Raw genomic sequence first — 25,732 nt, forward strand, 5'->3', positions numbered from 1 at the left:
CTCAGTCAAATATCTGATGGTATCTGATCAACCTATAAAGCCGTTTGATGATCGAATTCATCATACGAAAAATAAGGAGTTTGACCTGTGATGCAAATCACTAATCAAAGGTAAATTTGTGAATAAACAGTTATTTTACTTTTTATGTTTATTACTATGCGAACAGTGTTTTCCTGAGGTAAATAAGCAAAACAAAAAAAGCAACGGGCTACCAATAAGTAGTCCATTGCTTTTATTCAAAACTTGATTTAATTAGCTCTCGATTCGTCTTCTTTGTGTGGGTGATCTGCAGTTATAATGCCAAGTTCATGGTGATCCTCTTCATAAATTGCACCCTGAACAAATCGTAGCTCCCCATTATCACCGATAATTTCAAGTTTAAAAAATGCCCCGCTTTCCTGTAAAGCCAAGTAAAACTCATCCATATTATCTGTCTTCCTGCTATTAACCTTTACAATCGATTCACCGGCAAGGATTCCCAACCGGTCTGCAGGTGTACCAGGGATTATTCCCAGGACTTTTAAACCTCTGCCGTTCCGGTTAAAGTAACCTGTTTTCTGTTGGTCCTTTACCCGGTGCTGGTAATTTATATACTCTCTGCCAATTATCGCAACGGCAACAGCACAAAGTGACAACCATCCAGCATAAATACTCCCAAGTGCAAGCAGCAGTACAACCAGGCTGAGAATATGAATGGACCTGGCTATCCGTGCAGAAGCCTTTTCAGGCAGACTTCCACGTACTGTATAATCAAAACCAAGCAAAAACGGGACAAGTATCAGGCTAAACGTCTCCCCGTTCATTGAGAAATACGGCCAGAAGGGAGCAATCGGCTGAAGCGCCCCGGAAGGTACCAAGATAAAAAAGGGTATAATGCTTAACTTTTTTAAATGATGCGTTCCCATCCAGGAACCCCGGCGCCCCCGCTCCAAATCAGGAAATGTATTGCTCCGATTATTCCGCTTGAGTAGTAGTGCCTCGACAGTCAATAACACTGCCAGCAACAGGCTAATTCCTATAAAGTTTATATGATCAATTGCCAGCCAATCTGTCAGAGACTGATTAATCGGAATCAACGGCAGAAACAACAAAGCAATATATGTAATGCCAATCGTATAACTTGGGGAAAGCATCGTAAACCTGAGTGTAAGGCTTAATAATATTGTAATTGCACACAGTATTAGAATGGTCGTGTAAGAAAAGACAAACCCTACCCCGACAAACAGAAGAGAGATAACCAGCCCAGATACCATCGATAAAACCAAGGTATTTTTCCATTCTGAAAAGACATCGAACAGTTTCAAACCAAAATTCATTCGTTCCCGTCGGATACGACTATATCCTGCTAATAAGGTAAGAATGATAGCCCAGTAAAAAACAGGATTCATAAAGAACTTTCCGAACCCTTTAGCTATTTCTATCAGCCAAGCTTCTGCCATCCAATTCACCTCCAACACCGTTTTCTTTCTATAAACTATTATGTAGTTATATTCGGTATTTGTCGAATCATTTCCTTCTTTTTGAAAGTCTCTTTTCTTAACTTTAAGTTCTTTAACCCTTACAGTTGATATAAAATGCGAAGTAATGAATTAGGGAAGTGCTAGGCAATCGCTTCAGCAATACACTTCGCTTTCACCACTCCGGGTGCAAGGTCAACATCTGTTCAAGCTAAAGCTTTCACAGTGTTTCCTTTGCCGTTGGACTCACCACGAGCCTCCTCGCTCGCAAAGACCGCTCACTGTGGGATCTCTTAGGCTCGTTGTTCCACAGGAGTCTTTGTGTATTGCTTACGCTTGGTGTCCATAACTTACAAGGGATTGAGCATGTTTCCAACGGCCATTCACTGAATTCTACATAAATCTGCTTCGCTAACTTGGCGTTGATTGGAGCCTAGGGTAGTCGACTCCTGCGGGTCACCGGCTAAAAACGGCCACGTCCTGTGGCCAACGCCGGTACTAGAACGTCCTGTTCGTCGAAGCAACAGCTGAAAATCCCGCAGGAAGTGATCTTCTTCCGAGGAAGTTGAAGCGTTGCCCGGCGGCAAAGGAGACACTGCGAAAGTATGAGCAGATGTCGTACTTGCACCCGGAGTGGTGAAAAGCGACTGCGCGAAGCGGAAATCAACATAGCTAACTACTTCGCATTTTATAGTTTTTGTATCATAACAACAATCTTTTAAAAAACAGCCTATGAAAAAATCCGCGGTGTGATACCGCGGATTAGGATTTACTGTTTGTATAGGACATTCAGCGCCTTTTCCATTTGAACGTCATCCTTACCTGCCCGAATCTGTTCCACTATCTTTGTTTGAATCAAGGCTGCTGTTTTGGCGTCTACTTTTCCGGTTACTTTCAAGTCGTTATCGGTCTGAAAGTTCTTTACAGCAGTTTGTGTATCCTTGCTGAAGTAACCATCGGTCCGGCCAGGCTTATATCCAAGCCCCTTAAGCATAACCTGAATGTTTTTCACTTTAACTCCAGTATGGTTAAAGGTTAAAGAATCTTTTACTTCAACTGGATTAGTAAAATAGTAGTCAGGTTGTTCCACTTTAACGGTCGGTTTCACACCTTTTTCGTGAATCCATTTTCCATTCGGTGATAACCACTTAAAGAAAGTTAATTTGATGGTGCTACCGTCACCAAGCGGAATTGCCTGTTGAACAGTTCCCTTACCATAACTCTTAGTCCCTACAACATCATATCCGGCTTCCTTCATGGCAACTGCCAGAATTTCAGATGCGGAAGCACTTCCCTCATTAATCAGAACACTGATTGGGTATGGCTTCTTCTTCTCCAAATCTGAATATGACTTGGACTGTTTACCATTTGGACCTTCAATCTGCACATATGGCATATCTTTTGGAATAAAGTTTTTAAGAATACCCTCGACAGCATTGAGCAATCCGCCTGGATTTCCTCGGACATCTATCACAAGACCTTCGATATTTTTCTCCTCAAGTTTAGCAAGCTGTTCAGAAAAGTCTTTCGCTGTGTCTTCTGAAAATGTGGTGATTTCAATCACTCCGGTCTTTTTACCGTCGATTGTTTTAACCTCAGAATACACAGTTTCCACTGGAATATCATCTCGTGTAATCGTCACATCAAACGGTTCAGAAACCCCGTCCCGCTGAACTTCCAATACTACTTCGGTTCCCTTTTTACCCCGTATCTTTTCAACGGCTTCGTACAAGTCCATCCCAACAACACTCGTACCGTCTACACTAAGTATCTGGTCATTTGGACGAAGACCTGCTGCCTCTGCAGGTGAGTCTTTGATCGGTGCCACAATGGTTACTTTACCATTTACCATACTAACTTCAGCACCTATTCCTTCAAAGGAGGATTCAATTGTCTCATTAAAACGTTCCATTGTTTCTGCATCCATGTAGGAACTGTATGGATCCTCAAGGGAAGTCAACATCCCTTGAATTGCTCCTTCAATAAGTTGCTTGTCTTTTACATCATTAATATAGTTCGTCTTAATCAGATTGTATGCTTGAGCGATCTTTTGCATATCCTTAGGCAGCTCACTCGATTGCTGTTCAAATAATTCCTGGCTTTCTCCTGCAGATCCCTGCGACTGTTCGGTATTATTGTCGGACTGGGCAAGATTCACTCCAAAATATGCTCCCGCAAATCCAAACACCAAGGCTGCCACTAGTATCAGCACAATATGCTGCTTTCGAAGATTCATTCTATTATTCACCCCAGCTTGTACTTTATCTTTAATTGTAACCCCGCTTCACTTCCAAGTCATATGGAGATTGCCTTAGTTACTTTTATGCAGGGAAGAAAGATTTATACTTTCTTTCCTATATTGGAAAAGTTGACATTTACCTTGCCTTCTAGCTGCTTTCAGATAAAAAAGGGTTATACTTTTTTATCTGCTAAAAAGGCATCACACCGAATGTGCGATGCCTTTAATATTATAGTTTATGCAATCAAATTGCAAATACATTCATAGGGATTTATGGAAGGTATGCCATAGGGTTAACCCCTGAATGATAATCCCATCCACCATTATGCACTTCAAAATGCAAATGGCTACCGTAAGATTCGCCGGTGTTACCCATTCCGCCGATACGTTGACCGGAATTCACTTGTTGACCTAAACCAACTGACCTGCTGGACAGATGTGCATAAACAGTTGTTTTGTCAATATGCGGATGATAAATATAGATAACATTACCGTAACTATTGGACCATCCAGACCTTGTTACGTATCCAGATGATGCAGCTTTAATAGTAGTTCCTACAGGACCCGCAATATCAATGCCTCTGTGGTATCCATAAGGGGCTGGACGCGGACCATACCCTGATGAGAAACTCCCATTAGCCGGCCACACCAATGCTGCATTTGAATTCGTTACTGGCGAACTGGTTGACTGACTTGAAGCGGCTGACGAAGCACTATTTTTCGCCTCAGCTTCTCTTTTCTTTTTCTCAGCAAGCTGCTTAAGTCTTTCCTTCTCACTAACTGCCTCTTTCTTTGCACGTGCAATTACTGCAGCCTGGTCACTTAGAACCTGCTGCTGTTCAGCAAGACTCATTTTATATTGTTCCAAATGCTGATGCTGTTCTTCCAACTCACCCATCAATTTCTTTTTCTGGTCCAGTTGTTTATCCAACGAAGCTTTTAATGAACCCAGTTCCTTCGCCTGTTGCTCAAGAGAAGCTTTCTTATTTTCAACTTCTGCTTTTTTCTTCTCAATTGAGGCCTTCTTCTCTTCAACTTCTACTTTCTTCTTTTCCATCTCTTTCTTCTCGGCCGCTTGTTTTTCCATAATAGTCTTATCCTGATCCATTATGGTATTTACAGCAGTTGCCCGGCTGATAAAATCACTGAAACTTTGCGCACCCATGATTACTTCCAGGTAGCTCATTTCTCCGCCATTTTTTTGGATTGCCCGGAGACGTTCTTTCAGCATTTTATCCCGTTGCTCGATTCGTTCCTTAAGTACGACAATCTCGTTTTTAAGTTGTTCTATTTTATTTGTTAGATCTGTAACCTGTTGTTTCAGGTCTTCTATTTGTTTATTAGTTGTTGCAATTTCATTTTCTTTTTGCTGGATTTTCTCTCTGGTTTGTTTTAGTTGCTTGTCAATAGAAGCAATATCATTGCCTACCTCTTCCTGCTTGTCCAGGTTTTTGGAGATTTTATCTTCAGTTGCTTCTTTTTTGTTATTCACTGCACCCTTTTTTTCGTTTAACTTTGACTGTTTTTCTTCTAGTTCATTAATTTTACTATTTACATCACCCATAGAATTTGCGGATACTGTACCTGTACTCAATAATAATGCTGCAGTCAAAACACATGAAAATGCTTTTTTCAACTCGTATACCCCTCTCATACTATAAAACTTTGTCTAGTTGAAGATTAGAAATCTCTTAATCTATACTTTCAGGAATTTGCGCACGCTCATCACGCTGCCCCAGATTCCAATGAATGCTCCAATTGCCAATATAGTTAGTGATAGTTGCCATGCAAATGGATTAAATGGCAACAGTTCTACGAAGCTATAGGATATTTGGCCACTTATGCTGTTGTCGAGGTAATAATAACCCCCAAGTACTATCCCTATAGGAATTACTGACCCTAAAACTCCAAGCAGCATACCTTCTATAAAGAAAGGCCAGCGGATAAAACCGTTTGTTGCACCTACAAGCTTCATGATTCCAATTTCTCTGCTTCGGGCCATAATCGTTAGTTTAATAGTATTTGATATAAGGAATATAGCTGTAAAAAGTAATCCAACAATCAGTACTAGGCCAATGTTACGGGCATATTCATTAAATTTAAACAGCTTTTGAACAACCTCTTCGCCGTAATTAACTTCCTGAATACCTTCGAATCCTTTTATTTTGGTGGCTATATCTTCTGTGTTTTGCGGATCTTCTGCCTTTACGATATATACATGATTCAGCGGGTTGTCCTGTTTAAATAACTGCCAGGACTCTCCCTCTTTACCCATACTTTTAATTAACTTTTTGAGCTCTTCATCGTTTGAAGAGAATTCCGCACTGGCTACATTATCTATCTGCTTTATCTTGGCACCAAGTTCTTTAATATGCTGCTCATTAGCAGTTCGATCAATTAGAACGTTGATTTCCACGTCATCCTCAACGGCTTTAGCCATATTATTGAGGTTGAGCATCAGTGCAAGAAAAGCGCCCACAAGAATAAGGGTTGTGGTTACAGCACCGACAGACGCAACTGTCATCCAGCCGTTACGGAAAATATTTTTAATACCTTCCCGGAAATGTCTTTTGAGGGTTCTAAATTTCATAGCCGTATTCACCTCGATGTTCGTCACGTACGATTAATCCATCTTCAACCGCAATCACGCGCTTTTTAATCGTGTTGACAATTTCTTTGCTGTGCGTGGCCATGATAATTGTAGTACCACTTGCATTAATTTCTTCAAACAGTCGCATTATTCCCCACGAGGTTTCCGGGTCGAGATTACCAGTAGGCTCGTCCGCTATAACTACTTTCGGATGGTTTACAATTGCCCGGGCAACAGATACACGCTGTTGTTCCCCGCCTGACAGTTCATCCGGAATGAACCGGGCCTTGTTTTTAAGACCAACCTGTTCAAGAACATCCATTACACGTTTGCGGATATTACGGGGTGATTCTTCGATAACTTCGAGGGCAAAAGCAATATTTTCATAGACTGAGAGTCTAGGAAGCAACTTAAAATCCTGAAAAATAACTCCGATATTTCTACGCAGGAATGGAACCTCTTTCTCTTTCAATTCACTCATGTCTTTATTGTTAATGACAATCTTACCGGTTGTTGGCTTAACTTCCCGATACATCAGCTTAATGAAAGTTGACTTCCCTGCACCACTGGGGCCCACGATATAAACAAATTCCCCTTGGTCTATTTCTATATTAACGCCATTCAGTGCGGTTACACCGTTGGCATATGTCTTGTAAACATCTTCCATCTTTATCATGCATTTATCACCTTTAATCCTTCTCTGAGTAGTAATTCTCGCTGTCGATTCTTAACGTTCTATGATGTCCTCAGTCGAATATTCACTATTTAATGCGGCGATTAATTTTCTAATCAAGAATTAATTAACATTATACCATCTTTCGCCAATATTTTTACCCCTATTAATATTACATTTTCATTTCAAAATAGGGTATTTATGTTTATTTTTGTAATACAAGGGTATATAGACGGATATTAAGAACTTATATGTAGAATGATGCTGGGGAAATATGTTGACTGGCCAAAAATAAAAGCCGGCTTTGGGAGAAAACTTCCCAAAGCCGGGCTTGTCAGCTATTAAGTATGCAACTTATTTCTTCTGAGCCAGCCACTGTGCAAGAGATTGAATGTCTTCTTCTGGAAGCTGACCATCGAATGCTGGCATACCGCCATTTGTTCCATTCTTGATAATATCGGCAATTTCATCGGCAGAATACTCGGAGCCAACAGCAGTCAGGTCTGGACCTGCCCCACCGGAAAGATCCGCACCGTGACAGGAAGCACAGTTGTTCTGGTAAATTTCCTCTGCAGCAGCAGTGTCGGTAGTACCGCCACCGTTGTTTCCTTCAGTCTGTTCTGTATCCTCACCGCCGCCATTTCCGCCTGAATCGTCAGTAGCACCTTCGTCACCACCACCGCCACAAGCGCCGAGCACAAGCGCTGAACCGAATAGTACTGTGAATAACCACTTTTTCATGCTTAAATCCCCCTAACATCAATTTAGTGTAAAGGTTATCATGGATATTATAACCTAATAATATTTTTTTAAAACCACATAAAGTCACACCTATTGGTGAGAAAACTCGGTAATTGTATGGGGGACTAAGCTTTTGGCAGATTGTGACAGATTCATGAATTTCACTAATAATTTAGTTCATACGGGAGCGAAGATATGCATCGATAAATGGATCGAGATCACCGTCCATTACTCCCTGCGCATTTCCAACTTCTACGTTTGTACGATGATCTTTTACCATTGTATATGGATGGAATACATAAGATCGAATTTGACTTCCCCAACCGATTTCCTTCTGTTCACCACGTATCTCATCCACTTCCTGTTGCTGACGTTCAATCTCCAGCTGATAAAGTTTAGCCTTAAGCATTTTCATTGCTCGCTCACGGTTCTGGATCTGTGAGCGTTCTGACTGACAAGTTACAATGACTTTTGTCGGAAGGTGTGTAATCCGGACTGCCGAGTCAGTAGTGTTGACATGCTGACCACCCGCACCGCTTGCACGGTACGTATCAATCTTGATATCCTCTGTCTTAATATCAACATCGATATCATCCGATAACTCAGGCATTACATCACATGAAGTAAACGAGGTATGCCGTCTGCCGGATGAATCAAATGGCGAAATCCGGACGAGCCGGTGAACACCTTTTTCTGCTTTCAAATAACCATAAGCATTATGACCTTTTATTAAAAGCGTTACACTTTTGACACCTGCTTCGTCACCTGGCAGATAATCAAGTGTTTCTACAGAAAAATTCCTTTTGTCTGCCCAACGCTGATACATCCTGAGAAGCATGCTTGCCCAGTCTTGTGATTCTGTTCCGCCGGCTCCTGGGTGTAATTCCAGTATCGCATTATTGGCATCATACGGATCACTTAACAGTAATTGAAGCTCAAATTCATTTATATTTTTTCTCAGTGCTGATATTTCATTCTCAAGTTCCGCGTATAACTCTTCATCATTTTCTTCCTGTACGAGTTCATAGGAGACCTTGAGGTTTTCCACTGTTTCGTTCAATTCTTCAAATTTATCTACATAACTTTTCAGTCCGTTCGATTCATTAATTACTTTTTGTGCTTCCTGCTGATTATCCCAGAAATCCGGTGAAGTCATTTCCTGTTCAAGCTCTTTTATGCGTTGCTTCTTGTCATCTAAGTCAAAGAGACCCCCTGAATTCTTCTATTCGCTTGCTCATTTTATTCAGTTCGTTGCTAATTTCAGAAAGTTCCATTATACCGTTCACCTCATCAAGTTATTTTTTTGAACTTTTTTCTGCCATGGAAAACACTCCCCGTGAAACAGGGAGTGCTCTATTAGGGGGAGACTAATCCCGATTACTTCTATTTCCCGTGACAGTTTTTATATTTCTTTCCGCTGCCGCATGGACATGGGTCATTACGCCCTACATCCTGTGTCTTCACATATGGTTTACGGCTTTTTTTCTTTTCATCCGTACCACCGGAAACTGCCTGTGTATTCTTCACAACTTCCTGGCGTTTAAGATTATCGCGAATCTGGGCTTTCATTACATATCTTGATACTTCTTCCTCGATTGCAACAATCATTTCCTCGAACATCCGGAAACCTTCTGCCTGGTATTCCTGCAATGGATCCGTCTGTCCGTATGCACGTAAATGGATACCCTGACGTAACTGGTCCATCTGATCTATATGGTCCATCCACTTCGTATCCACCGTCCGAAGCACGATAACTTTCTCAAACTCACGCATCTGCTCAGGTGACAACTCTTCTTCTTTTTCGTCATAACGAGCACGAACCTTATCCATGATGAATTCAGTGATTTCTTCAGGCTCTTTGCCTTTAAGGTCATCGGCTGAAATATCTTCAGGTTCAAGAAGATTTCCATGGACATACTCAACAATTGTGTCAAGTTCCCATTCTTCGTCAAGTTCCTGTTGGGTATTTACATTTACCACGCGTTCAAGGGTGGAGTGAATCATCCCTTCAACAATTTCACGCAGATCTTCGTTGGCTTCAATTACATCAAAACGCTGTTTATAAATAATTTCACGCTGCTGACGTAATACATCATCATATGACAGTACTGTTTTACGTGCATCGAAGTTATTACCCTCAACTCGCTTCTGTGCTGATTCTACCGCACGTGATACCATTTTGCTTTCAATCGGTTGGCTGTCGTCCATACCCAGCCGCTCCATCATGGAACGCAGATTATCGGAACCAAAGCGACGCATCAGTTCGTCTTCCATGGATAGATAAAACTGTGACATGCCGGGATCTCCCTGACGCCCAGCACGACCACGCAACTGGTTATCAATACGACGGGATTCATGACGCTCGGTACCGATTACCGCTAATCCGCCAACTTCTTTTACGCCGTCGCCCAGTTTAATATCTGTACCACGACCGGCCATATTTGTTGCAATCGTTACAGCGCCTTTTTGACCGGCATTTTCAATAATCTCCGCTTCACGGTAGTGGTTCTTCGCATTCAGTACATTGTGCCGAACGCCTGCCTTCTGAAGCATTTTGGAGATAAGTTCAGAAGTCTCTACAGCAACTGTACCCACAAGGATAGGCTGGCCTTTTTCATACCGCTCCTTGATTTCACGGACAACCGCCTGGAACTTTCCTTGCATCGATTTATAAATCATATCCGGCTTATCGTCACGGATAATTGGCTTATTTGTAGGAATCGCCACTACATCCATATTATAAATGTTACGGAATTCCTCTTCTTCTGTCTTGGCAGTACCAGTCATTCCGGAAAGTTTATTGTACATCCGGAAAAAGTTCTGGAACGTAATTGAAGCAAGGGTCATACTTTCGTTCTGTATCTGCAGACCTTCCTTCGCTTCAATTGCCTGATGGAGACCATCGCTATAACGACGTCCTTTCATCAGGCGGCCCGTGAATTGGTCAACGATTATTACTTCGCCTTCCTGTACGACATAGTCTGTATCAAGTTGCATCGCCACGTGAGCTTTCAGTGCTTGATTGATATGGTGTGTCAATGAAACATTATTCAGGTCAAACAGGTTTTCGATATTGAAATAACGTTCTGCCTTGTTGATCCCTTCTTCGGTCAGCTGCACACCCTTGGTTTTTTCATCATAGGTATAGTCTTCCTCACGTTTCAATGTAGTCACAAACGAATTTGCCTGCTGATACATTTGCGCAGATTTTTGAGCGGTACCTGAAATGATCAACGGAGTTCGTGCTTCGTCAATTAAAATAGAGTCAACCTCATCAATTATAGCGAAATTCAATGGTCGCTGAACCATTTGCTCTTTATAAAGAACCATGTTATCCCGCAGATAATCAAATCCAAACTCATTATTCGTACCATAGGTGATATCACAGTGATAAGCTTCCCGTTTCTCTTCTTTCGACAAGCCATTACCATTTAGTCCGACTGTCAATCCAAGAAATCCGTATAACTGCCCCATTTCCTTCGCATCACGGTCAGCAAGGTATTCGTTTACGGTGATAATGTGAACACCTTTCCCTTCTATCGCATTCAGATAGGCTGGCATAGTGGAAGCAAGTGTTTTACCTTCACCTGTTTTCATTTCCGCTATATTACCCTCATGAAGAGAAATCGCTCCCATTAACTGAACAGGGAATGGCCGCATGCCAAGCACTCGTTTAGAAGCTTCACGGACTACTGCATACGCTTCAGCCATTAGATCTTCCAGTGATTCACCATTTGAAAATCTTTCCCTGAATTCATCTGTTTTCCCACGAAGCTGATCATCTGACAGCTTCTCAATTTCCGGCTCAATCGCCTCTATTTCATCAACTTTCTTTTGTAACTTTGATAGCTGTTTTTTGGTGCCATCGCCAAATATCTTTGTCAAAAGACTAGCCATATATAACGCTCCTCGTATTGTTGGATAAACCATTAAACCCTGTTAGGAAATAAGTTAGGCTCACCCATTTATATCTGTTTTTGAAGATATTTATAGTACTACTTAATTACTTGATTTTACATAGTCCAACTTTAATAATAACGCATCTTAAAAGTTCTGACAACTGCACGGAAGTGAGTTTGAACGAGCCACTGTTTACTGCAACCATTAATTATGCAAAGCAAAAAACAGTCCGGGGATGAACTGTTTTTTTAGTGAGGTATGTTGGGGCGCAATAGTGGAAAAGCGAAATTCACCGGCGGTTCAGGGAAGACTATGTGAGTGAGTAAGTATGTGACTGCTCACGTTCTTTCCTGTCGAGATCTGATAGGCGACGATTTATAACAGCAATGATTTCAACTAACTGGGTGATTGTTTCCTCATGCTGCTGGATACGAGTCTGTAATATTTCATACTTGCTATCACTCACATAATCTCCTCCTTTCTCGCAGGTACGATTTAGTTATACCATGAATGCTATATTTGAACCTAATTGCCATTTTTCAATTTTGGCGTCCAGTTCGACAAAAAAATACATAATAAATAACTTTTTGACAGCCCTATATAAGTTTATTTCAAAATAAGCCACATTTTCTTCATCCAAATTTCATTTTTGGCAAAGCGTTCTACAAAATTCGACAAACTTGGATAACGGCCTGCACAAATTAAAAGGCGACCCCTTTTAGCAGGATCGCCATCTATTAGTCTATTATTTTAATGAATTAACTGTTCGGTTCTATCAATCCATATCTTCCATCTTTTCGACGGTAGACTACATTGGTATCACCGGAAACTGCATTCGTAAATACATAGAATGCATGACCAAGCATATCCATCTGCAGGACTGCTTCTTCTGAATCCATCGGTTTTAAATTAAACCGTTTTGTACGAACAATATCAATCTCATCTGGATTTTCTTCTTCATACGCCGCTTCTTTTTCTAATTCTGCAAAAATATGTTTCGGAGAACCCTCTTGTCTAAATTTACGATTAACTTTTGTCTTGTACTTACGAATTTGTCGTTCCAATTTGTCTACTACCAGGTCAATTGCTGCATACAAATCAATATGCTGTTCTTCTGCCCGGAGTAACAGATCAGTCATTGGGATCGTAACTTCAATTCTCTGTTCATCGTTATAGACACTTAAGTTTACGTGTACATCGGATGCCGGCGTGGTATCAAAATACCTCTCCAGTTTGCTGATTTTCTTTTCTACGTAGTCTCTTATCGAGCCAGTCACCTCAAGATTCTCACCACGAATGTTGTACCTCATAAAAGTGTCCTCCTTTCATCCTTATGTGTTTATTATACAACTTTTCCACATATTTTTCCTGCCTAAACTAACAAAAATATTGACGAATTTTGAAAGTTTTGAACAGAAAGGGCTTGTAAGCTATGTCCACTGGGGATTTAGCTTAAATTATATATAAGCAAAAAACTCCCGATTAATTCGGGAGTTTGGGATTATTTTCTGCTATCCACATATCGGCCATCAGAAGAACCCACGTTTTTGTAAGGGTTCACGTATGTACGGTTGGATTTTTTTTGTTTTTTGGATTGCTTCATTTCAGTCTTCAGCTCGGTGAACATCGTATCCATTTTCTTGCGAATTTCCTGATCTAACTTGACCAAGTCATTGCCAAGTTGTTTTTCTTCTTCAGAATGAGGCGGGGAAATATCCTTCATCAACATTCCCCTTCGTTCCACCATATTATTTATCTGATCAATTACTTCGTTCCGGTTGGCAGGCGTAATCTTTCCGGAAAGTATCACGTCAAGCTTTTCAGTAACCTCGTACAGTTCTTTTAATGTATTCATTAAACCCTAGCACCCTGTGCGTACTGTGTCTGACGGGTCTGTTTTATTACTTGTTTCCACGTGTCACGGAACTCCACGACAAAGCCTAATGCATCTTCAAGAGGGGCTTTCTCGTTTTTAACATTGCCTTCTTTTAGTTGGTGAAGGATATATTCATATAGAGGCATAAATTGTTTGGAAATTTCAACTTCTGGGTCTAGGGTAACCATTAGTTCACGGATAATATTCTGTGCCTTCTGGATATTTGTGTTTTTTGCCTCGAAATTTTTATTCTCCAAATCCTTCATTGCCTGCTTGATAAATTTGACGCAGCCATTATATAGCATCAGGGTTAGTTCACCACCTGAGGCAGTATTAACCGAATTATCCTGATAAGCCTGATAATGTTTGTTTACTGACATTACGTAACACTCCTTAAATGGATTACATACCGCCGAATTGAGACATCAATTGGGCTGATTGCTGGTTCATTCGCTGTATTGCTTTTTCCATCGCGGTAAATTGACTCCAATATCGGTTTTCAACCCGTACTAGACGGTCTTCAAATGCTACAATACTTTCGTTCAATTCCTTCATTCTTTTACCTAATGTATAATTCTGAAGTGTATCCAACCCTGATCCGGCACGCAAATCAATCTTTTCTCTGGTCTTATCAAGTGCCTCGTCAAGCCGGTTAATCAGACCTTTGCTCGCACCCTCAGTACTGTTGGAAAAGAGAGCTTGGACTCCGGCCGGATTTTCTGTGAGCGCCTTTTTTAATTCACGTTCATCTACAATTAGCTTTCCGCCGTCCATGTAATTACTTGATGTAGTGATACCAACTTGTGTAAGAGACGTAATATCTCCGCCCGTTTGTACAGTGGAATACCAGCTTCGACGCATCGAAAACAGTCCATCAGAAATTGCTGACTCACCACGCAAGATTCCACTTTTAGCTTTTTCTTCCCACATTTCTATCTCGTCTTCAGACATTGCCTCTTTCTGTTTGTCGGTAAGAGGCTTGTATTCCCTGTAAACTTCTTCCTGCTGGGAACCATTCAACTTCTCTACAACTTCATTGTATTTATCCACGAACTTCATAATGGATTCGAAGGAAGCTTCTACATTATTGGTGACCGTTAAACTGGCCTGGCCTTCAGTAACATTCTTAAATTGGAAAGTTACCTCGCCAAGTTTGTAGGAATTATTATGAGAAGTCATCTTTTCAGTCAAGCCGTTATAGTAGAACTCCGCGTCTTTTCCACCTTTTTCAGCTGGATCCCATGTACCATCAGTTTGCTGAACACCATTTTTCAGGTTTAAAACATCCCGCAAAAAGGCAGAATCCGTAGTACTGTCAAAACCTATTTCCGCTCCAAGAAATTCACTGGATGTATTATAGTTACCAGTCCGTGTTGTTTCCATGATTACTTTCTGTGTGTTGGAGTCATAAAAAGCTCTTACATTATTATCTTTTTCAGTTATTCGTTTCATTACGTCATTTAAAGTATCTGTTTCACTAACAGTAATGGCATGTCGCTGTTTATTCCCGGCTTTATCAAAAGTGAAAAATTCAAATTCACCTAGCTGTGACTGAGTTACCTTACCTTCTGCAAGTAAATCACCAAACGTTTTATCAGCCTCAATTCCGATCGGACTGTCGCTCATATTAATCGCCGAGGAAGCTAATTGATCCACTTGAATTCGGTAAGTACCATTGGTAGCTGTTGAAGTTCCAGTTGCTGTTATGGCACTTTCCTGCGTGGAACTGACACTTTTCGAATTATATGTACTGCTCATTTTCATATTGAGAATCATTTCATCCAGTTCAAGCAATGATTTGTTAATATCCCTGAAGGCATCACGTTTCCAAGTCAGGCTTATTTTCTCCTGCTCCATCCGGTCCAGAGGCATACGCTCAGCCTTCATTAATTTACTTACAAGTGAATCGATATCCATTCCTGTTGCCAGACCGCCAATGCGCATAGCAAACCGCTCCTTCTAAATCTTTTCATCCACCAGAACCCCCATGAATTCAGCCATTGCTGCGTACATGTCGAGTAATTTCTTGGGTGGTATTTCCTTGATAACCTCATCTGTATGAGGATTTACTACAGTAACATAGTATTCCTCAAGCTTTTCATGAAACTCGAACCGAAGATTGGTCCTCAGCGGCTCGGTAAATTCATTTAACTTATCCACCACTGTTTTAACTTCATTCGAGTCTGCAGCTCTTTCTTCTTTTAATACTTTTTGAATTTCATCCACTTTCTCCATTGCAGATGTAATTTGCCTGTTGTACGTACCATTTTGCAAAGGTTGAGTGCCTGTGAGTGTAGTCTCTATTTTCATTACCCATACAGCTCCTCATTGCCTATGTTTTCTTTTTTTATCGGCTGAATCACACGAATTGTTAAGGGTCCGCCGAAAAAATAACAAACTACCTTTCCGAGTTTTTCAATAGGCTTAATACGTCATCAGGAAGATTCGCCGCTTCACTGTTCTGATTTTTAATATCCAGATAAATCTCCTTCCGGTGAATATCTACTGCCTTTGGCGCATCGATCCCCAGCTTAATCTGATCCCCTTCCACAGCAAGCACCTTTATCTCGATGTCATCACCGATTTGAATGGATTCGTTCAGTTTACGTGTCAATACCAGCATTGTTATTCCCCTTTCCCGGCAGAGGACAATGCAATTGCTGCCTTGGATGGATAAATGTCAGTATTTAAGATGTACTGCTTTCCGAGGTTACGTCGGCTATTGAGAATCAATGGTGCTTTTAGGTTCAATGTGCTGGTATCAAATGGATCTTTGACGGTAACGATTGTGAGAACCCTTACTTCTTTCTCATCCTTAATTTGAAGCGTCTCCAGTAGGTTATCGTCCAAATCGAAAGCATAGTCACGGTAAAAGAGATATGGGTTGGTTACAATAAAAGCTGTACCTTGGCTGTTAATTGATTGTAGTATTTGAAATACAGGGTTTCCTGGCATATCAAGCAGAGCGAATTGTTTCTCCTCTGGAAAACCGGGCAGTCCGAATGGAAAATGAATAATAGAGCTTTCCTCGATTTCTTTTTCTCCCAGATATTTCGTCTTAATGTTCATAGTTATAAATCATCCTTTCTTAAACTGATTCCGAAAATAAATTCACGAAATCAATCTTTAGATCTTGATAGTTTTTCATGTTGGTAGTCACGTCTCCTGGAGTATAGGAGTGGATAGGCCGTTGTGGACGCGTCTCAATCTCCGGTGGGTTAACGTTTACGTTGATCTTCAATTCGGAAGGCTGATAGTTAATCTTGACAGCAAATGGCGACGGAATAAATTTAATCCCCAATCGCTTCATTTCGTCATAAGCATTGGTAACAGCCTGACTCGCAATGGGATTACCACCATTCTCTATTTTCATTAGCTGGGCACCCTGTTGGACGCGTCGTGCTATTCCCTCAAATGCTCCTTGCCTGCCATCGTTAGCAAACTTCTCAATGCGTTTAAAAATATGCATGAGGTTCATATCTTCCCATGCTTTTGTCTGATCGATATCCAGCTTGGATGGTGTTGTTTTCATTGTGATTTCTGCTTCCGGCTGCCGGATGGACTGCTGTGCCTTTGGCTGTTGAATTTCCTGCCTTCCATCCGTTTGCTGGATTTGAATCCGTGCTATCTGTGATTCCATTCGAATTTGTGGTAATCTCATCCAATCAGTCCCCAATTGTTAATACTGCTGCACGATTTTTTTCTAGGATAAATTGTTCTCCACATATATGAACAGCAATTTTAAAATAAAGCCCTGTACCATTAGAGGCCAGGGCAGTAAATATTTATCGTAGGAAATCCAGCAGTGTCGGCTGTATAATCCTGGATCCTGCTGATAAGGCTGCACGGTGAATGCTTTCCTGTGTAGTCAGTTGTGTTATTACTTTTTCGTAATCGATGTTTTCATTCTCAGTCATCATTTTTTTGGCGATTACTTCCTGTTCACCTAGCCGGTTCTCAACCAGATCAAGGCGGTTCATCCGCGCGCCAAGGTCTGCCCGCGCATTGATGGTCTTGTTGATGTTTTCGTCAAGAGCACCAATACTGGCCTCAATATCGCCCTGATTGCTATTATCCAGCGCAGTTACAAAATCATCGATATTTTGAAAAAGGTCATCCGTGAACACACTTGAAGATTCCACGTTAGCCTGCAGTTTTGTACCATTTGCGACTTCTATCATTACTCGGTCATTGTTTGTGGAGACGGTAATTTGACCCGTGCCATCCACTGTTACCGGCTTAGTATCCGTACCTGTACCATTGAAAATATATTTACCATTTACATTGGTGTTGGCAATATCTATGAGGTGTTCTTTCAGTTGTTCAACCTCTTCTTTGATGTTATCTCGTTCTTCTTCCCCATACGTATCGTTGCTTGCCTGAACAGCTAATTCACGAAATTTTTGTAATGCCTGGGTAGCTTTATCCAAAGCTGCATCAGAATTATCCATCCAGTTGTGAACTTCCCCGATATTACGTTTAAATTGTTCTACTTCCGTAACCTGTGAACGGTAGTTCATCCCCTTCATTGCAATTACTGGATCATCAGAAGGGCGATTGATCTTTTTTCCGGTTGATAACTGATTCATATAGGTATCCATTTTGGAGTAACTATTCGACAGATTACGGAGCATATTATTGGATAACATTGATTGAGTAATTCGCATAATCCGTTACCTACCTTCCTACAATTCCCATATTATTGATGATCCGGTCGATCATTTCGTCCACTGCAGTCATACTGCGGGCTGCAGCATTGTACGCATGCTGGAATTTGATCATGTTAGACATTTCCTCATCCAGCGAAACCGAACTAACAGACATCCGCTGTTCCTCCACCTGTGAACGGAGAATAGTTGTATTCTCAACCATTCGGTTAGCCTGTTGGGCATTAACCCCCATATTTCCGATAACGGATTCGTAAAAGCTTTTTACAGACGTATTCGTTCCAAGGTCAGTCAGTGGCTTATCGAACACATCAGCCAAATCTGAGGCATTTGCACCGTTACCGGACCCACCGCCATTACTCGCAGCAATCAAATCCGGGTCATCCAGAATCTCCTCATTAACGATTATAGCCCCAGCTGCACCCGTGCCAGTGGCCTGTTGGAAAAAGTCCGGGATTCCCTGATCACCGTTAAGGTCAAACCCACTGTTATGAACATTATTGAATTCTTTGGCGAACGCTGCTGCCATGCTGTCCAGGTTGCCCAACATATCGGTGAATGACCCTTTCACAGTTGTGCCATCAAGATATCCATATGATTCTATGAAACCAGTCAGTGATCCAATAGAAGTGAATTCATTTGGCTGATAGGAAGTACCATTAACTGAGATATCCTTCACAGCACCAAGTTCTCCTTCAGCATCCGAGTAATTCACCGTCAGTTTATTTACCTTTTCATTTGTAGCATCAACTAGCACTGCTGGAGGAACAAGTCCTTTTCCGTTCTGATCAACCAATTTGATCGATGCCAGCCCATCAGCAATTTCCGGGGAACTCTGACCGCTTTTTGAATAGCTTACTTCAATATTGACAATGTTGGAGAGTTCATCAATTAACCTGTCGCGTTCATCATAAAGGTCATTTGGAAGCATTCCATGCGGTTCTATATTACCAATCTGCTTATTGATCGCGTTAACCTGTTCAAGAATTGAATTGGCATTTCCGACCGTCACATCAATCTGATTTTTCAGATCGGTTCTGATACCACCGAGTGAATCAGATAGATAATTAAATGTTTCAGCAACAGCAAGTCCTCTTTGCGCAACAACAGACCGTGCACCTGAATTCTCCGGGTTCACAGAAAGATCCTGTAACGACTGCCAGAATCTGTCCATAGTCTTATTAAGACCGTTCTCAGACGGTTCATTCAACAGCCCCTCCATCCGTGATAGGGCGTCAGCTTTTGTGCTCCAGTATCCTGATTTACTGTTTTCTGTACGAAACTGGTAATCAAGGAACTGATCACGTATACGCTGAACGGATCCTGCTTTCACACCGGTTCCCATTTGACCGGGTATCTCCGGACGATTTCGGGACGCTGCCGGGAATGGTGATGTTGTTTCAAAATTAACCCGCTGACGAGTATATCCCTCCGTGTTCGCGTTGGATATATTGTGACCTGTGGTATATAGTGCTGATTGCTGTGCAAATAGGGCTTGTTTAGCCATTTCCAGTCCCCGGAAAGTACTCATTGGACTGCTCCTTTCATGAATGCCTGATTATTTCTATGCTCTTGAATCGAAAACAGATCGACCGGGAGCTGAAGTTTTATTGCCACCGTAATTGAAGCTTTGTATAGACGGTTTCATTGTTTCTAGTGAGAGTTCAACAAATTGCATTGACTGGCGGATAAGCGCCTGATTAAGCTGCTCTTGTTGCTTCAGCTGGGTAATTACATTCGTAAGCTCCACTGCAGCTGCCTCAAGTTCTCGTTTGTCCTGCTGATCAATTACATTGTTAAGGATATCGGTGAGAGTCGCCTCATCAGACTGTATACCCTGATGTTTCAGCCATCCCCCAACCACCTGCTGCCGTTTTGCCTCAGCTTGTTCTAGGGCCTGTACATGTTTGCGTTCCTTTACAAGCAATGATTGCAGTTTTTCGGCAGAGCCTTCTTTTACAATGTCTGTTTTCTGTTTTGACACTTCCAGCAATGACTTGTGGAGAATGATCAGCTTTTCTAATGAATCTGTAACTGGACGAAGGGACAAAATGATGTCCTCCTTTTTATTGTTTTGACCAGAAATCAATTATTTTTTGGGCCGTTTTTTCATGATTTACTTTGTATTCCCCGGCATCAACTGCTTCTTTTATCTGCTGGACATACGCTGCCCGCTTTGCGCCAGGTTTTTCACTCTCAAGTAATTGCTTCGCCTGACTGGAAATTTCCAGCTGATCCTTTCTGTTTACATCTTTTGCGTATTCTGATTGCTTTTGAATCTGATTCTTATATGGATTAAAGTTTGACTGGTTAGGACCATTAATTTTCATGAAATCACCCCGCTTTTCCTGTCTGATAACTTTTATATAGTATCTTCGCTTATATAATTTGTTTATTACTGTCTATATCGGCACATTCACCGAAATAGTAAAGGAAAAACCTTTATTTCTTATCAACTCCGTAAGCATAATAGGTATGGTTTTCCCGGATTTCTTTTTCTGCCTTTCTTTTCTCACTCTCTTCGTGCTGTGTAAGGCCCTGGTGAATATCAGCTGAACAGTTACCACAAAGACGGCCCTTAACAATTTCGACCCCACATCGCTCACAAGGATATGCCAGTTTGGGAAACTGAGAGGTGCGCAATCTTTTTTCTTTAATAAACTTGATAATCAGATGTTCTTCCACCCCGGTAGCCTTGGAAATTTCCATCATGGTTGCTTCCCTGTTTTTTCTATCCCTTAAAAATCTGTAAACAACCTCGAATGCAGCTTCTTCCTCCTGATAACATGTCTTACAGATATCCCTTACTGTTTTCACAAAAACTGCATCACAGCGTGAACAATTTGCCAATTCAGCCACTGTGACACCTCCTTCAATTTTAATAGTATAACTTATATTTGCCACATCTTTTAATCATCGCTGCTCACTAATCTCATAGGTGATTTAATTTATATTGATTGAGCCAAATTAGCGAAGGAAAAACACGTAGCCTCCTGCGGGAAAGCGAAGCCGTTGAGACCCCACAGTGAGTGCTCTTTGCGAACGAGGAGGCTCAGCGCGAGCCCGCGGAAAGCAAAGTGTATTTCCGGAGCATCGTCTTAAGTGGCACCATATAACTTTTGTCTCAAATACAACAAAACATTCTACCTTTATAATAACTCTCATACGTCATTTAACCGCGTATCAGTGTCAGCGCATGAATACTTGGACTTCCGGATTCTTTTAAAAGAAGTGCAGCATGTCTAAGCGTAGCACCCGTTGTATATATATCATCGGCAAGAAGAACAGGTTTGTTTATACTTTCAATCAATTCAAAGGGATTTTCTGCAGCAATCCGTTCATGCCGATTCTTTTTCGACTGTTTTTCACTGTGTTTTCTGGCAAGAAGCTCTTCCGTCCTCAGTGGCAAGAAACTGGACAGCACTGCTGACTGGTTAAACCCCCGCTCATTCAACCGTTCATTACTCAGTGGGATGGGCACCATAATTGTATCATCCGGTAAAAAATGAAGATATCTAGTGAATGCGTCTTTATAACTTTCTTTAAAAACCATACCGAGACAGTAATCTCCTCGGTATTTCCATCGGGAAACCACATCCTGAATATAGGAATTGTAATGAAAGACTGATAGATTGGCTGTTAATGGGTCCTTTCCCTGCGTATGTTTTTCCCACCATATGCAATCGTTGCATTTAGTTACTTCACTGATACGACTGCATTTTTTGCAGCGTTTTCCGGTAATTGATTTTAGCCCGTCCCCGCACGGTTGGCACAAGATCTTTTGTTCAGCAGGCATTAAGAGAGTTTTCCAGCCAACCTCCGGGATAATTTCCGTGTCACACCATAAGCAGTTCATCTTAATGAAATCCTCCCCGTTTGTTCATCGCTTTTATCGACTGGATCGCCCGTACCATAGCTTCGGTTTTTCCGTCATGAAAAAATACTACTTCCCCGGTCGGGTCATTCGGACTCCTGCCTGCACGGCCTGAAATCTGCACAAGTGCCGCCTCGTCAAAAACAGAATGTCCGGCATCCAGAACGGCTACATCCACTGACGGAAAGGTAACGCCCCGCTCCAATATCGTTGTCGTTATCAATGTCCTTATTTTTCTGTCTCTGAACTGCTGTATCTTTTCTGCCCGATTATCATCCGAGGCATGTACAGCACAAAGTGATTCATCATGGAGGAGGGGGATTAGGTTATCACTTAGTCTCTCAGCAAAAGTGATGCTAGGAACAAAGATAAGCAGCTGTCTGGTAGAGTTTTTTCGATTAGCATACCACTTAAAAAACTGTTGAGGCGGAAGGTTTCTGTGGATGCTTTTCTTTAATGAATGGCAAATCTGGAGTGCTGGAACTGGGAGCGGATGGCCATGAAACCGTCTTGGCACGAAAACATGATCCAGTTTTTTACTGTCAATTAAATGTTTATGCTTGCGGCGTGGAGTTGCTGTGAGGTAAATCGTTGTACCGGACTGCTTTCTGGCACGGGTAGCGGCAAATGGAAGTGATTTATCCGAATGGTACGGGAATGCATCGATTTCATCGATAATCAGGACATCAAAAGCAAGTTTAAATCGCATAAGCTGGTGGGTTGTAGCCAGAATCAACTGGGCGGTTCCCTCATTTTCATCACTTCCGCCATACAGCCCCTGAACTGAAACAGAAGAGAATGCTTGACGAATCCTTGGCAGAAGTTCCCTTACTACATCCGTACGAGGACTTGCAATGCATATTCTTTTACCGAGTTTAAGTGCCTCTGCTATTCCTGGGAACAGCATTTCTGTCTTGCCGGCACCACACACTGCCCAGACTAGGAGCTCATGTCCGTTAGTCTGGATGGCAGTTGTAATCCGGTCAGCGGCACCCTGTTGCCCCTGTGTCAATTCGCCACTCCAAGTACAGGCATATTCATGAACGGACCATGTCATCTCGGGACCTGTCCATTGATACAGCGGCTGACATTGCATTACACGGCCCATCTCGATGCACTTACGACAATATAAATGCTCTTTTCCACAGACAGCGCAAGGAATAACACCAAAGAGCGAACGCTTATTATTGTTGCAGCGCTGACATATGGATTGAAAAAAATGTTGGTTAATAGATGTAACAGGAGTAAATAAAGAGTTGTTGAGAAGAGTTTGAAAGAGGTCCTGAGGGATAGGTATTTCCCGTCTAAGCAATAACTTACCAGAAAAGCGTCCGACCAGAGCGTCCAACATTTCAGGGAAGTCGTCGGGAATAGTATCTGAGTGCACAGCTTCACGCTCCTTATTTATGATGTATACACCGCCGGGGATTATTACGCCGGCGGCAATAGTTTATTTGCTATACCAGCAGACACCAATGGCGCCTTCACCAAGGTGGGTACCGATTACCGGGCCAAAATAGCTGATTGAGCTTTCGACGTTTGGATACATGGAGTCAAAACGTTCCTTCAGTTCTAGGGCTGATGGCTCATCGTTGGCATGAATAAATACAACTCGGAGTTTCTTACCTTGTTTTGCATCTTCTTCTAGCATTCCAATGATCCGGTTCAGCGCCTTTTTGCGTGTCCGGATTTTTTCAAATGGAACAATCTTTTTATCTACAAAATGCAGAACCGGTTTAACTTGAAGGAGGCTTCCCACAAGTGCCTGAGCGCCGTTCAACCGGCCGCCCCGTTGAAGATTTCTTAAATCATCGACCATAAAATAAGCCCGGATACTCTTCTTGATTTCATTCAGACGATTAATAATCTCGTCAGGGGATTTATTATTTCTGGCCATCTCAGCTGCCTCAAGGACATAAAAGCCCTGTGCCATTGCACTGAGCTCAGAATCATATGGATACACATCAATCCCGTCCACCATCTCACCAGCTGCCGCCACAGCTTCATATGTACCGCTTATACCGCTGGAAAGGTGAATGGAAATGACAGCATCATAGTCCTTCGCCAGTTCCTCAAACGTATGAGTTACAGTACCAATTGATGGCTGAGACGTCTTCGGCAGGGATTCCGCCTCTTTTACTTTGCGGTAAAATTCTTCGGTTGTTATATCAATTCCCTCGCGATATGACTCATCGCCAAATACTACACTCAGTGGAACCACATTAATATCATATTGACTGATCAGCGTTTCCGAAATATACGCTGTACTGTCGGTCATCACAGCAACTTTCATCGTATGCCCACTCCTATACTAACAAGTACTCTATCAATTTATTTTACACGAACATCAGAGCAATTGCATTATTATTTTGACTAGTATTTGTTGCAGGTAAATTATTCAGCCGAAACTATTTTGAAATGTTCTACGACTATAATGGTGTGATCTCCGAAACCGTGTCCCTCCGACTCTAAAGGCTCCTCCCAGCAGGAGATATGGTCTTTTATGTATTCTTCGAGTGTGCAGTTTTCTCCTTCGGCTATACGCTGGCCGATTTTTCCTTTTATTTCTCCAAATGGTATTTCATACACATCTATTATTATTATTACAGCACGAGGAACACCTTGCTTAGTACATGCCTGAAAATAATCGCCGATTTGGCTCTTCTCGTCTTCAGGGAGCCGATTATACCATACCTTTGGCGTACAGGTAGCTGTTTTCAAGCCAGCGACCACCTCTTCAAGAAGCCGTTCGTCGTTTTCATCCCGTCCCCAGAAATCAATCTTTTTCATGCTCAGCTCTTCCTTTACTATTTATTTATCAAACTTTTACTATCCAATTACAGCAGGATATAAAAAACTCTGCCACCAATTGGTGACAGAGTTAAGACGACCATCATTTACCAGGAACAAACTGATGCGGTCTAGTATAAAACTTCCACCCAGCCTTTACGTATTGCCTGAACAACTGCCTGTGTCCGGTCGTTTACGTTCATTTTTTGCAAAATGTTGCTGACATGGTTCTTGACCGTTTTTTCACTGATATACAGTGATTCGGCAACAGCACGGTTGCTCTTCCCATCCGCAAGCAGCTGAAGTACTTCGCATTCACGGCGTGTCAGTAAGTGAAGCGGTTTATGATATTCAACACCATTGTCAGGGCCACCGGAAACATTTTCCCTGGCCAGCCTCCGATACTCCTGAACGAGATTATGTGTTACTTTCGGATGGAGATAAGAGCCTCCCTCACTAACCACCTTAATTGCTTCAATCAGCGAGTTCGAGTCCATTTCCTTCAGAAGGTAACCCCTTGCCCCTGTTTTAAGTGCATGGGTTACATAACTTTCATCGTCATGGATGGAAAGAATAATCACACTCGTACTTGGAAAATGGCGGACCAGATCGGCAGTTGCCTGTACACCATTCATATTTGGCATGTTGATGTCCATCAGTACTACATCAGGGTTGTGTTCTTTAACCAGCTTGGATGCGACCAGACCATCATCGCCTTCAGCAACAACTTCAAACGACGGTTCAAATTCAAGGATACGTTTTACACCTTCACGGAATAATTTGTGATCATCAATAAGTACAATTCTAGTTCGTTTCATGTTCATCGAATTTGTTCCTCCCAGGTTAATATCTATTTATTTAAATTTACCCTATTACAATGTCAATGATAGTCTATATTAATCTCTCTTTTTATATCGGCTTCTTT

At 41.8% G+C, this 25,732-nt stretch carries 27 protein-coding genes; all 27 read right to left on the minus strand.

Going from position 1 to position 25,732, the window contains the following annotated elements; translation table 11 throughout:
- Positions 1 to 248 precede the first annotated feature (248 nt).
- Positions 249 to 1,439: a PDZ domain-containing protein gene (locus ACFO3D_RS04720; protein ID WP_390293483.1), complete on the minus strand. Its 1,191-nt coding sequence runs from the start codon at positions 1,437 to 1,439 to the stop codon at positions 249 to 251.
- A 787-nt stretch (positions 1,440 to 2,226) separates the two neighbouring features.
- Complete coding sequence (locus ACFO3D_RS04725) at positions 2,227 to 3,693, minus strand: S41 family peptidase (protein WP_390293484.1); 1,467 nt, start codon at positions 3,691 to 3,693, stop codon at positions 2,227 to 2,229.
- A 274-nt stretch (positions 3,694 to 3,967) separates the two neighbouring features.
- Entirely contained in the window at positions 3,968 to 5,332 is a 1,365-nt protein-coding gene (locus ACFO3D_RS04730) for a murein hydrolase activator EnvC family protein (RefSeq protein WP_390293485.1), read from the minus strand.
- Positions 5,333 to 5,392: 60 nt separating this feature from the next.
- The gene (gene ftsX / locus ACFO3D_RS04735; protein ID WP_390293486.1) at positions 5,393 to 6,286 is read right to left on the minus strand and encodes a permease-like cell division protein FtsX; all 894 of its coding nucleotides are present in this window, start codon (positions 6,284 to 6,286) and stop codon (positions 5,393 to 5,395) included.
- Complete coding sequence (ftsE, locus tag ACFO3D_RS04740) at positions 6,276 to 6,962, minus strand: cell division ATP-binding protein FtsE (protein ID WP_390293487.1); 687 nt, start codon at positions 6,960 to 6,962, stop codon at positions 6,276 to 6,278. The genes ftsX and ftsE overlap by 11 nt, the downstream gene beginning before the upstream one ends.
- Before the next feature lie 351 nt (positions 6,963 to 7,313).
- Positions 7,314 to 7,700, minus strand: coding sequence for a cytochrome c551 (gene cccB / locus ACFO3D_RS04745; protein WP_390293488.1), 387 nt, complete (start codon positions 7,698 to 7,700; stop codon positions 7,314 to 7,316).
- Positions 7,701 to 7,872: 172 nt separating this feature from the next.
- A protein-coding gene (gene prfB, locus ACFO3D_RS04750; protein ID WP_390293489.1) for a peptide chain release factor 2 occupies positions 7,873 to 8,974 on the minus strand; the annotation gives its coding sequence in 2 pieces (ribosomal slippage) (positions 7,873 to 8,901 and positions 8,903 to 8,974; 1,101 coding nt in all).
- Positions 8,975 to 9,083: 109 nt separating this feature from the next.
- The gene (gene secA, locus ACFO3D_RS04755) at positions 9,084 to 11,597 is read right to left on the minus strand and encodes a preprotein translocase subunit SecA (RefSeq protein ID WP_390293490.1); all 2,514 of its coding nucleotides are present in this window, start codon (positions 11,595 to 11,597) and stop codon (positions 9,084 to 9,086) included.
- A gap of 313 nt (positions 11,598 to 11,910) precedes the next feature.
- Positions 11,911 to 12,066 (minus strand): hypothetical protein, encoded by a 156-nt coding sequence (locus ACFO3D_RS04760; protein ID WP_390293491.1) that lies wholly within the window; start codon positions 12,064 to 12,066, stop codon positions 11,911 to 11,913.
- A 292-nt stretch (positions 12,067 to 12,358) separates the two neighbouring features.
- Positions 12,359 to 12,910, minus strand: a complete 552-nt coding sequence (gene hpf / locus ACFO3D_RS04765; protein ID WP_390293492.1) for a ribosome hibernation-promoting factor, HPF/YfiA family — start codon at positions 12,908 to 12,910, stop codon at positions 12,359 to 12,361.
- Between the two features lie 191 nt (positions 12,911 to 13,101).
- Positions 13,102 to 13,455 carry a flagellar protein FliT gene (fliT, locus tag ACFO3D_RS04770; RefSeq protein WP_390293493.1) on the minus strand — a complete coding sequence of 118 codons (354 nt, stop codon included), beginning with the start codon at positions 13,453 to 13,455 and terminating at the stop codon, positions 13,102 to 13,104.
- The gene (gene fliS / locus ACFO3D_RS04775) at positions 13,455 to 13,856 is read right to left on the minus strand and encodes a flagellar export chaperone FliS (RefSeq protein WP_390293494.1); all 402 of its coding nucleotides are present in this window, start codon (positions 13,854 to 13,856) and stop codon (positions 13,455 to 13,457) included. Before fliS ends, fliT begins: the two co-directional genes overlap by 1 nt.
- Before the next feature lie 22 nt (positions 13,857 to 13,878).
- On the minus strand, positions 13,879 to 15,420 hold the full coding sequence (locus ACFO3D_RS04780; protein ID WP_390293495.1) for a flagellar hook-associated protein 2: 1,542 nt from the start codon (positions 15,418 to 15,420) through the stop codon (positions 13,879 to 13,881).
- A gap of 15 nt (positions 15,421 to 15,435) precedes the next feature.
- Positions 15,436 to 15,786 carry a flagellar protein FlaG gene (gene flaG / locus ACFO3D_RS04785; RefSeq protein WP_390293496.1) on the minus strand — a complete coding sequence of 117 codons (351 nt, stop codon included), beginning with the start codon at positions 15,784 to 15,786 and terminating at the stop codon, positions 15,436 to 15,438.
- 88 nt (positions 15,787 to 15,874) lie between these two features.
- Positions 15,875 to 16,099 (minus strand): carbon storage regulator CsrA, encoded by a 225-nt coding sequence (csrA, locus tag ACFO3D_RS04790; RefSeq protein ID WP_390293497.1) that lies wholly within the window; start codon positions 16,097 to 16,099, stop codon positions 15,875 to 15,877.
- A 2-nt stretch (positions 16,100 to 16,101) separates the two neighbouring features.
- Positions 16,102 to 16,545, minus strand: a complete 444-nt coding sequence (gene fliW / locus ACFO3D_RS04795; RefSeq protein ID WP_390293498.1) for a flagellar assembly protein FliW — start codon at positions 16,543 to 16,545, stop codon at positions 16,102 to 16,104.
- Positions 16,546 to 16,564: 19 nt separating this feature from the next.
- On the minus strand, positions 16,565 to 17,137 hold the full coding sequence (locus ACFO3D_RS04800) for a DUF6470 family protein (protein ID WP_390293499.1): 573 nt from the start codon (positions 17,135 to 17,137) through the stop codon (positions 16,565 to 16,567).
- Positions 17,138 to 17,261: 124 nt separating this feature from the next.
- Complete coding sequence (gene flgL / locus ACFO3D_RS04805; protein ID WP_390293500.1) at positions 17,262 to 18,143, minus strand: flagellar hook-associated protein FlgL; 882 nt, start codon at positions 18,141 to 18,143, stop codon at positions 17,262 to 17,264.
- Positions 18,144 to 18,153: 10 nt separating this feature from the next.
- Positions 18,154 to 19,674 carry a flagellar hook-associated protein FlgK gene (gene flgK / locus ACFO3D_RS04810; protein WP_390293501.1) on the minus strand — a complete coding sequence of 507 codons (1,521 nt, stop codon included), beginning with the start codon at positions 19,672 to 19,674 and terminating at the stop codon, positions 18,154 to 18,156.
- Positions 19,675 to 19,707: 33 nt separating this feature from the next.
- Positions 19,708 to 20,193, minus strand: a complete 486-nt coding sequence (locus ACFO3D_RS04815; protein WP_390293502.1) for a flagellar protein FlgN — start codon at positions 20,191 to 20,193, stop codon at positions 19,708 to 19,710.
- A gap of 16 nt (positions 20,194 to 20,209) precedes the next feature.
- On the minus strand, positions 20,210 to 20,473 hold the full coding sequence (gene flgM, locus ACFO3D_RS04820; protein WP_390293503.1) for a flagellar biosynthesis anti-sigma factor FlgM: 264 nt from the start codon (positions 20,471 to 20,473) through the stop codon (positions 20,210 to 20,212).
- Positions 20,474 to 20,585: 112 nt separating this feature from the next.
- Positions 20,586 to 21,002, minus strand: coding sequence for a TIGR03826 family flagellar region protein (locus tag ACFO3D_RS04825; protein ID WP_390293504.1), 417 nt, complete (start codon positions 21,000 to 21,002; stop codon positions 20,586 to 20,588).
- 313 nt (positions 21,003 to 21,315) lie between these two features.
- Positions 21,316 to 21,999: a ComF family protein gene (locus tag ACFO3D_RS04830; RefSeq protein WP_390293505.1), complete on the minus strand. Its 684-nt coding sequence runs from the start codon at positions 21,997 to 21,999 to the stop codon at positions 21,316 to 21,318.
- 1 nt (position 22,000) lies between these two features.
- The gene (locus ACFO3D_RS04835) at positions 22,001 to 23,113 is read right to left on the minus strand and encodes an ATP-dependent helicase ComFA (RefSeq protein WP_390293506.1); all 1,113 of its coding nucleotides are present in this window, start codon (positions 23,111 to 23,113) and stop codon (positions 22,001 to 22,003) included.
- Between the two features lie 354 nt (positions 23,114 to 23,467).
- Positions 23,468 to 24,310, minus strand: coding sequence for a DegV family protein (locus tag ACFO3D_RS04840; protein WP_390293507.1), 843 nt, complete (start codon positions 24,308 to 24,310; stop codon positions 23,468 to 23,470).
- A 101-nt stretch (positions 24,311 to 24,411) separates the two neighbouring features.
- Positions 24,412 to 24,807 (minus strand): ASCH domain-containing protein, encoded by a 396-nt coding sequence (locus ACFO3D_RS04845; RefSeq protein ID WP_390293508.1) that lies wholly within the window; start codon positions 24,805 to 24,807, stop codon positions 24,412 to 24,414.
- A gap of 131 nt (positions 24,808 to 24,938) precedes the next feature.
- Positions 24,939 to 25,625 (minus strand): response regulator, encoded by a 687-nt coding sequence (locus ACFO3D_RS04850; protein ID WP_390295453.1) that lies wholly within the window; start codon positions 25,623 to 25,625, stop codon positions 24,939 to 24,941.
- Positions 25,626 to 25,732: the final 107 nt, after the last annotated feature.

The sequence above is a fragment of the Virgibacillus kekensis genome, from assembly GCF_042654125.1.
Lineage (GTDB): Bacteria > Bacillota > Bacilli > Bacillales > Amphibacillaceae > Lentibacillus > Lentibacillus kekensis.

Coding starts and splice junctions, on each gene's coding strand:
- fliS (WP_390293494.1), bottom strand. CDS start 13,856: ATGTCAGTAAACAAACATTATCAGGCTTATCAGGATAATTCGGTTAAT.
- ftsX (WP_390293486.1), bottom strand. CDS start 6,286: ATGAAATTTAGAACCCTCAAAAGACATTTCCGGGAAGGTATTAAAAAT.
- cccB (WP_390293488.1), bottom strand. CDS start 7,700: ATGAAAAAGTGGTTATTCACAGTACTATTCGGTTCAGCGCTTGTGCTC.
- ACFO3D_RS04780 (WP_390293495.1), bottom strand. CDS start 15,420: ATGCGCATTGGCGGTCTGGCAACAGGAATGGATATCGATTCACTTGTA.
- flgK (WP_390293501.1), bottom strand. CDS start 19,674: ATGAGTACTTTCCGGGGACTGGAAATGGCTAAACAAGCCCTATTTGCA.
- ACFO3D_RS04850 (WP_390295453.1), bottom strand. CDS start 25,625: ATGAAACGAACTAGAATTGTACTTATTGATGATCACAAATTATTCCGT.
- ACFO3D_RS04840 (WP_390293507.1), bottom strand. CDS start 24,310: ATGAAAGTTGCTGTGATGACCGACAGTACAGCGTATATTTCGGAAACG.
- flaG (WP_390293496.1), bottom strand. CDS start 15,786: ATGAAAATAGAGACTACACTCACAGGCACTCAACCTTTGCAAAATGGT.
- ACFO3D_RS04835 (WP_390293506.1), bottom strand. CDS start 23,113: ATGCAATGTCAGCCGCTGTATCAATGGACAGGTCCCGAGATGACATGG.
- ACFO3D_RS04830 (WP_390293505.1), bottom strand. CDS start 21,999: ATGAACTGCTTATGGTGTGACACGGAAATTATCCCGGAGGTTGGCTGG.
- fliW (WP_390293498.1), bottom strand. CDS start 16,545: ATGAACATTAAGACGAAATATCTGGGAGAAAAAGAAATCGAGGAAAGC.
- fliT (WP_390293493.1), bottom strand. CDS start 13,455: ATGAATACATTAAAAGAACTGTACGAGGTTACTGAAAAGCTTGACGTG.
- flgM (WP_390293503.1), bottom strand. CDS start 20,473: ATGAAAATTAATGGTCCTAACCAGTCAAACTTTAATCCATATAAGAAT.
- hpf (WP_390293492.1), bottom strand. CDS start 12,910: ATGAGGTACAACATTCGTGGTGAGAATCTTGAGGTGACTGGCTCGATA.
- ACFO3D_RS04720 (WP_390293483.1), bottom strand. CDS start 1,439: ATGGCAGAAGCTTGGCTGATAGAAATAGCTAAAGGGTTCGGAAAGTTC.
- flgL (WP_390293500.1), bottom strand. CDS start 18,143: ATGCGAATTACTCAATCAATGTTATCCAATAATATGCTCCGTAATCTG.
- ftsE (WP_390293487.1), bottom strand. CDS start 6,962: ATGATAAAGATGGAAGATGTTTACAAGACATATGCCAACGGTGTAACC.
- secA (WP_390293490.1), bottom strand. CDS start 11,597: ATGGCTAGTCTTTTGACAAAGATATTTGGCGATGGCACCAAAAAACAG.
- csrA (WP_390293497.1), bottom strand. CDS start 16,099: ATGCTGGTATTGACACGTAAACTGAACGAATCCATTCAAATCGGTGAT.
- ACFO3D_RS04800 (WP_390293499.1), bottom strand. CDS start 17,137: ATGAGATTACCACAAATTCGAATGGAATCACAGATAGCACGGATTCAA.
- ACFO3D_RS04725 (WP_390293484.1), bottom strand. CDS start 3,693: ATGAATCTTCGAAAGCAGCATATTGTGCTGATACTAGTGGCAGCCTTG.
- ACFO3D_RS04845 (WP_390293508.1), bottom strand. CDS start 24,807: ATGAAAAAGATTGATTTCTGGGGACGGGATGAAAACGACGAACGGCTT.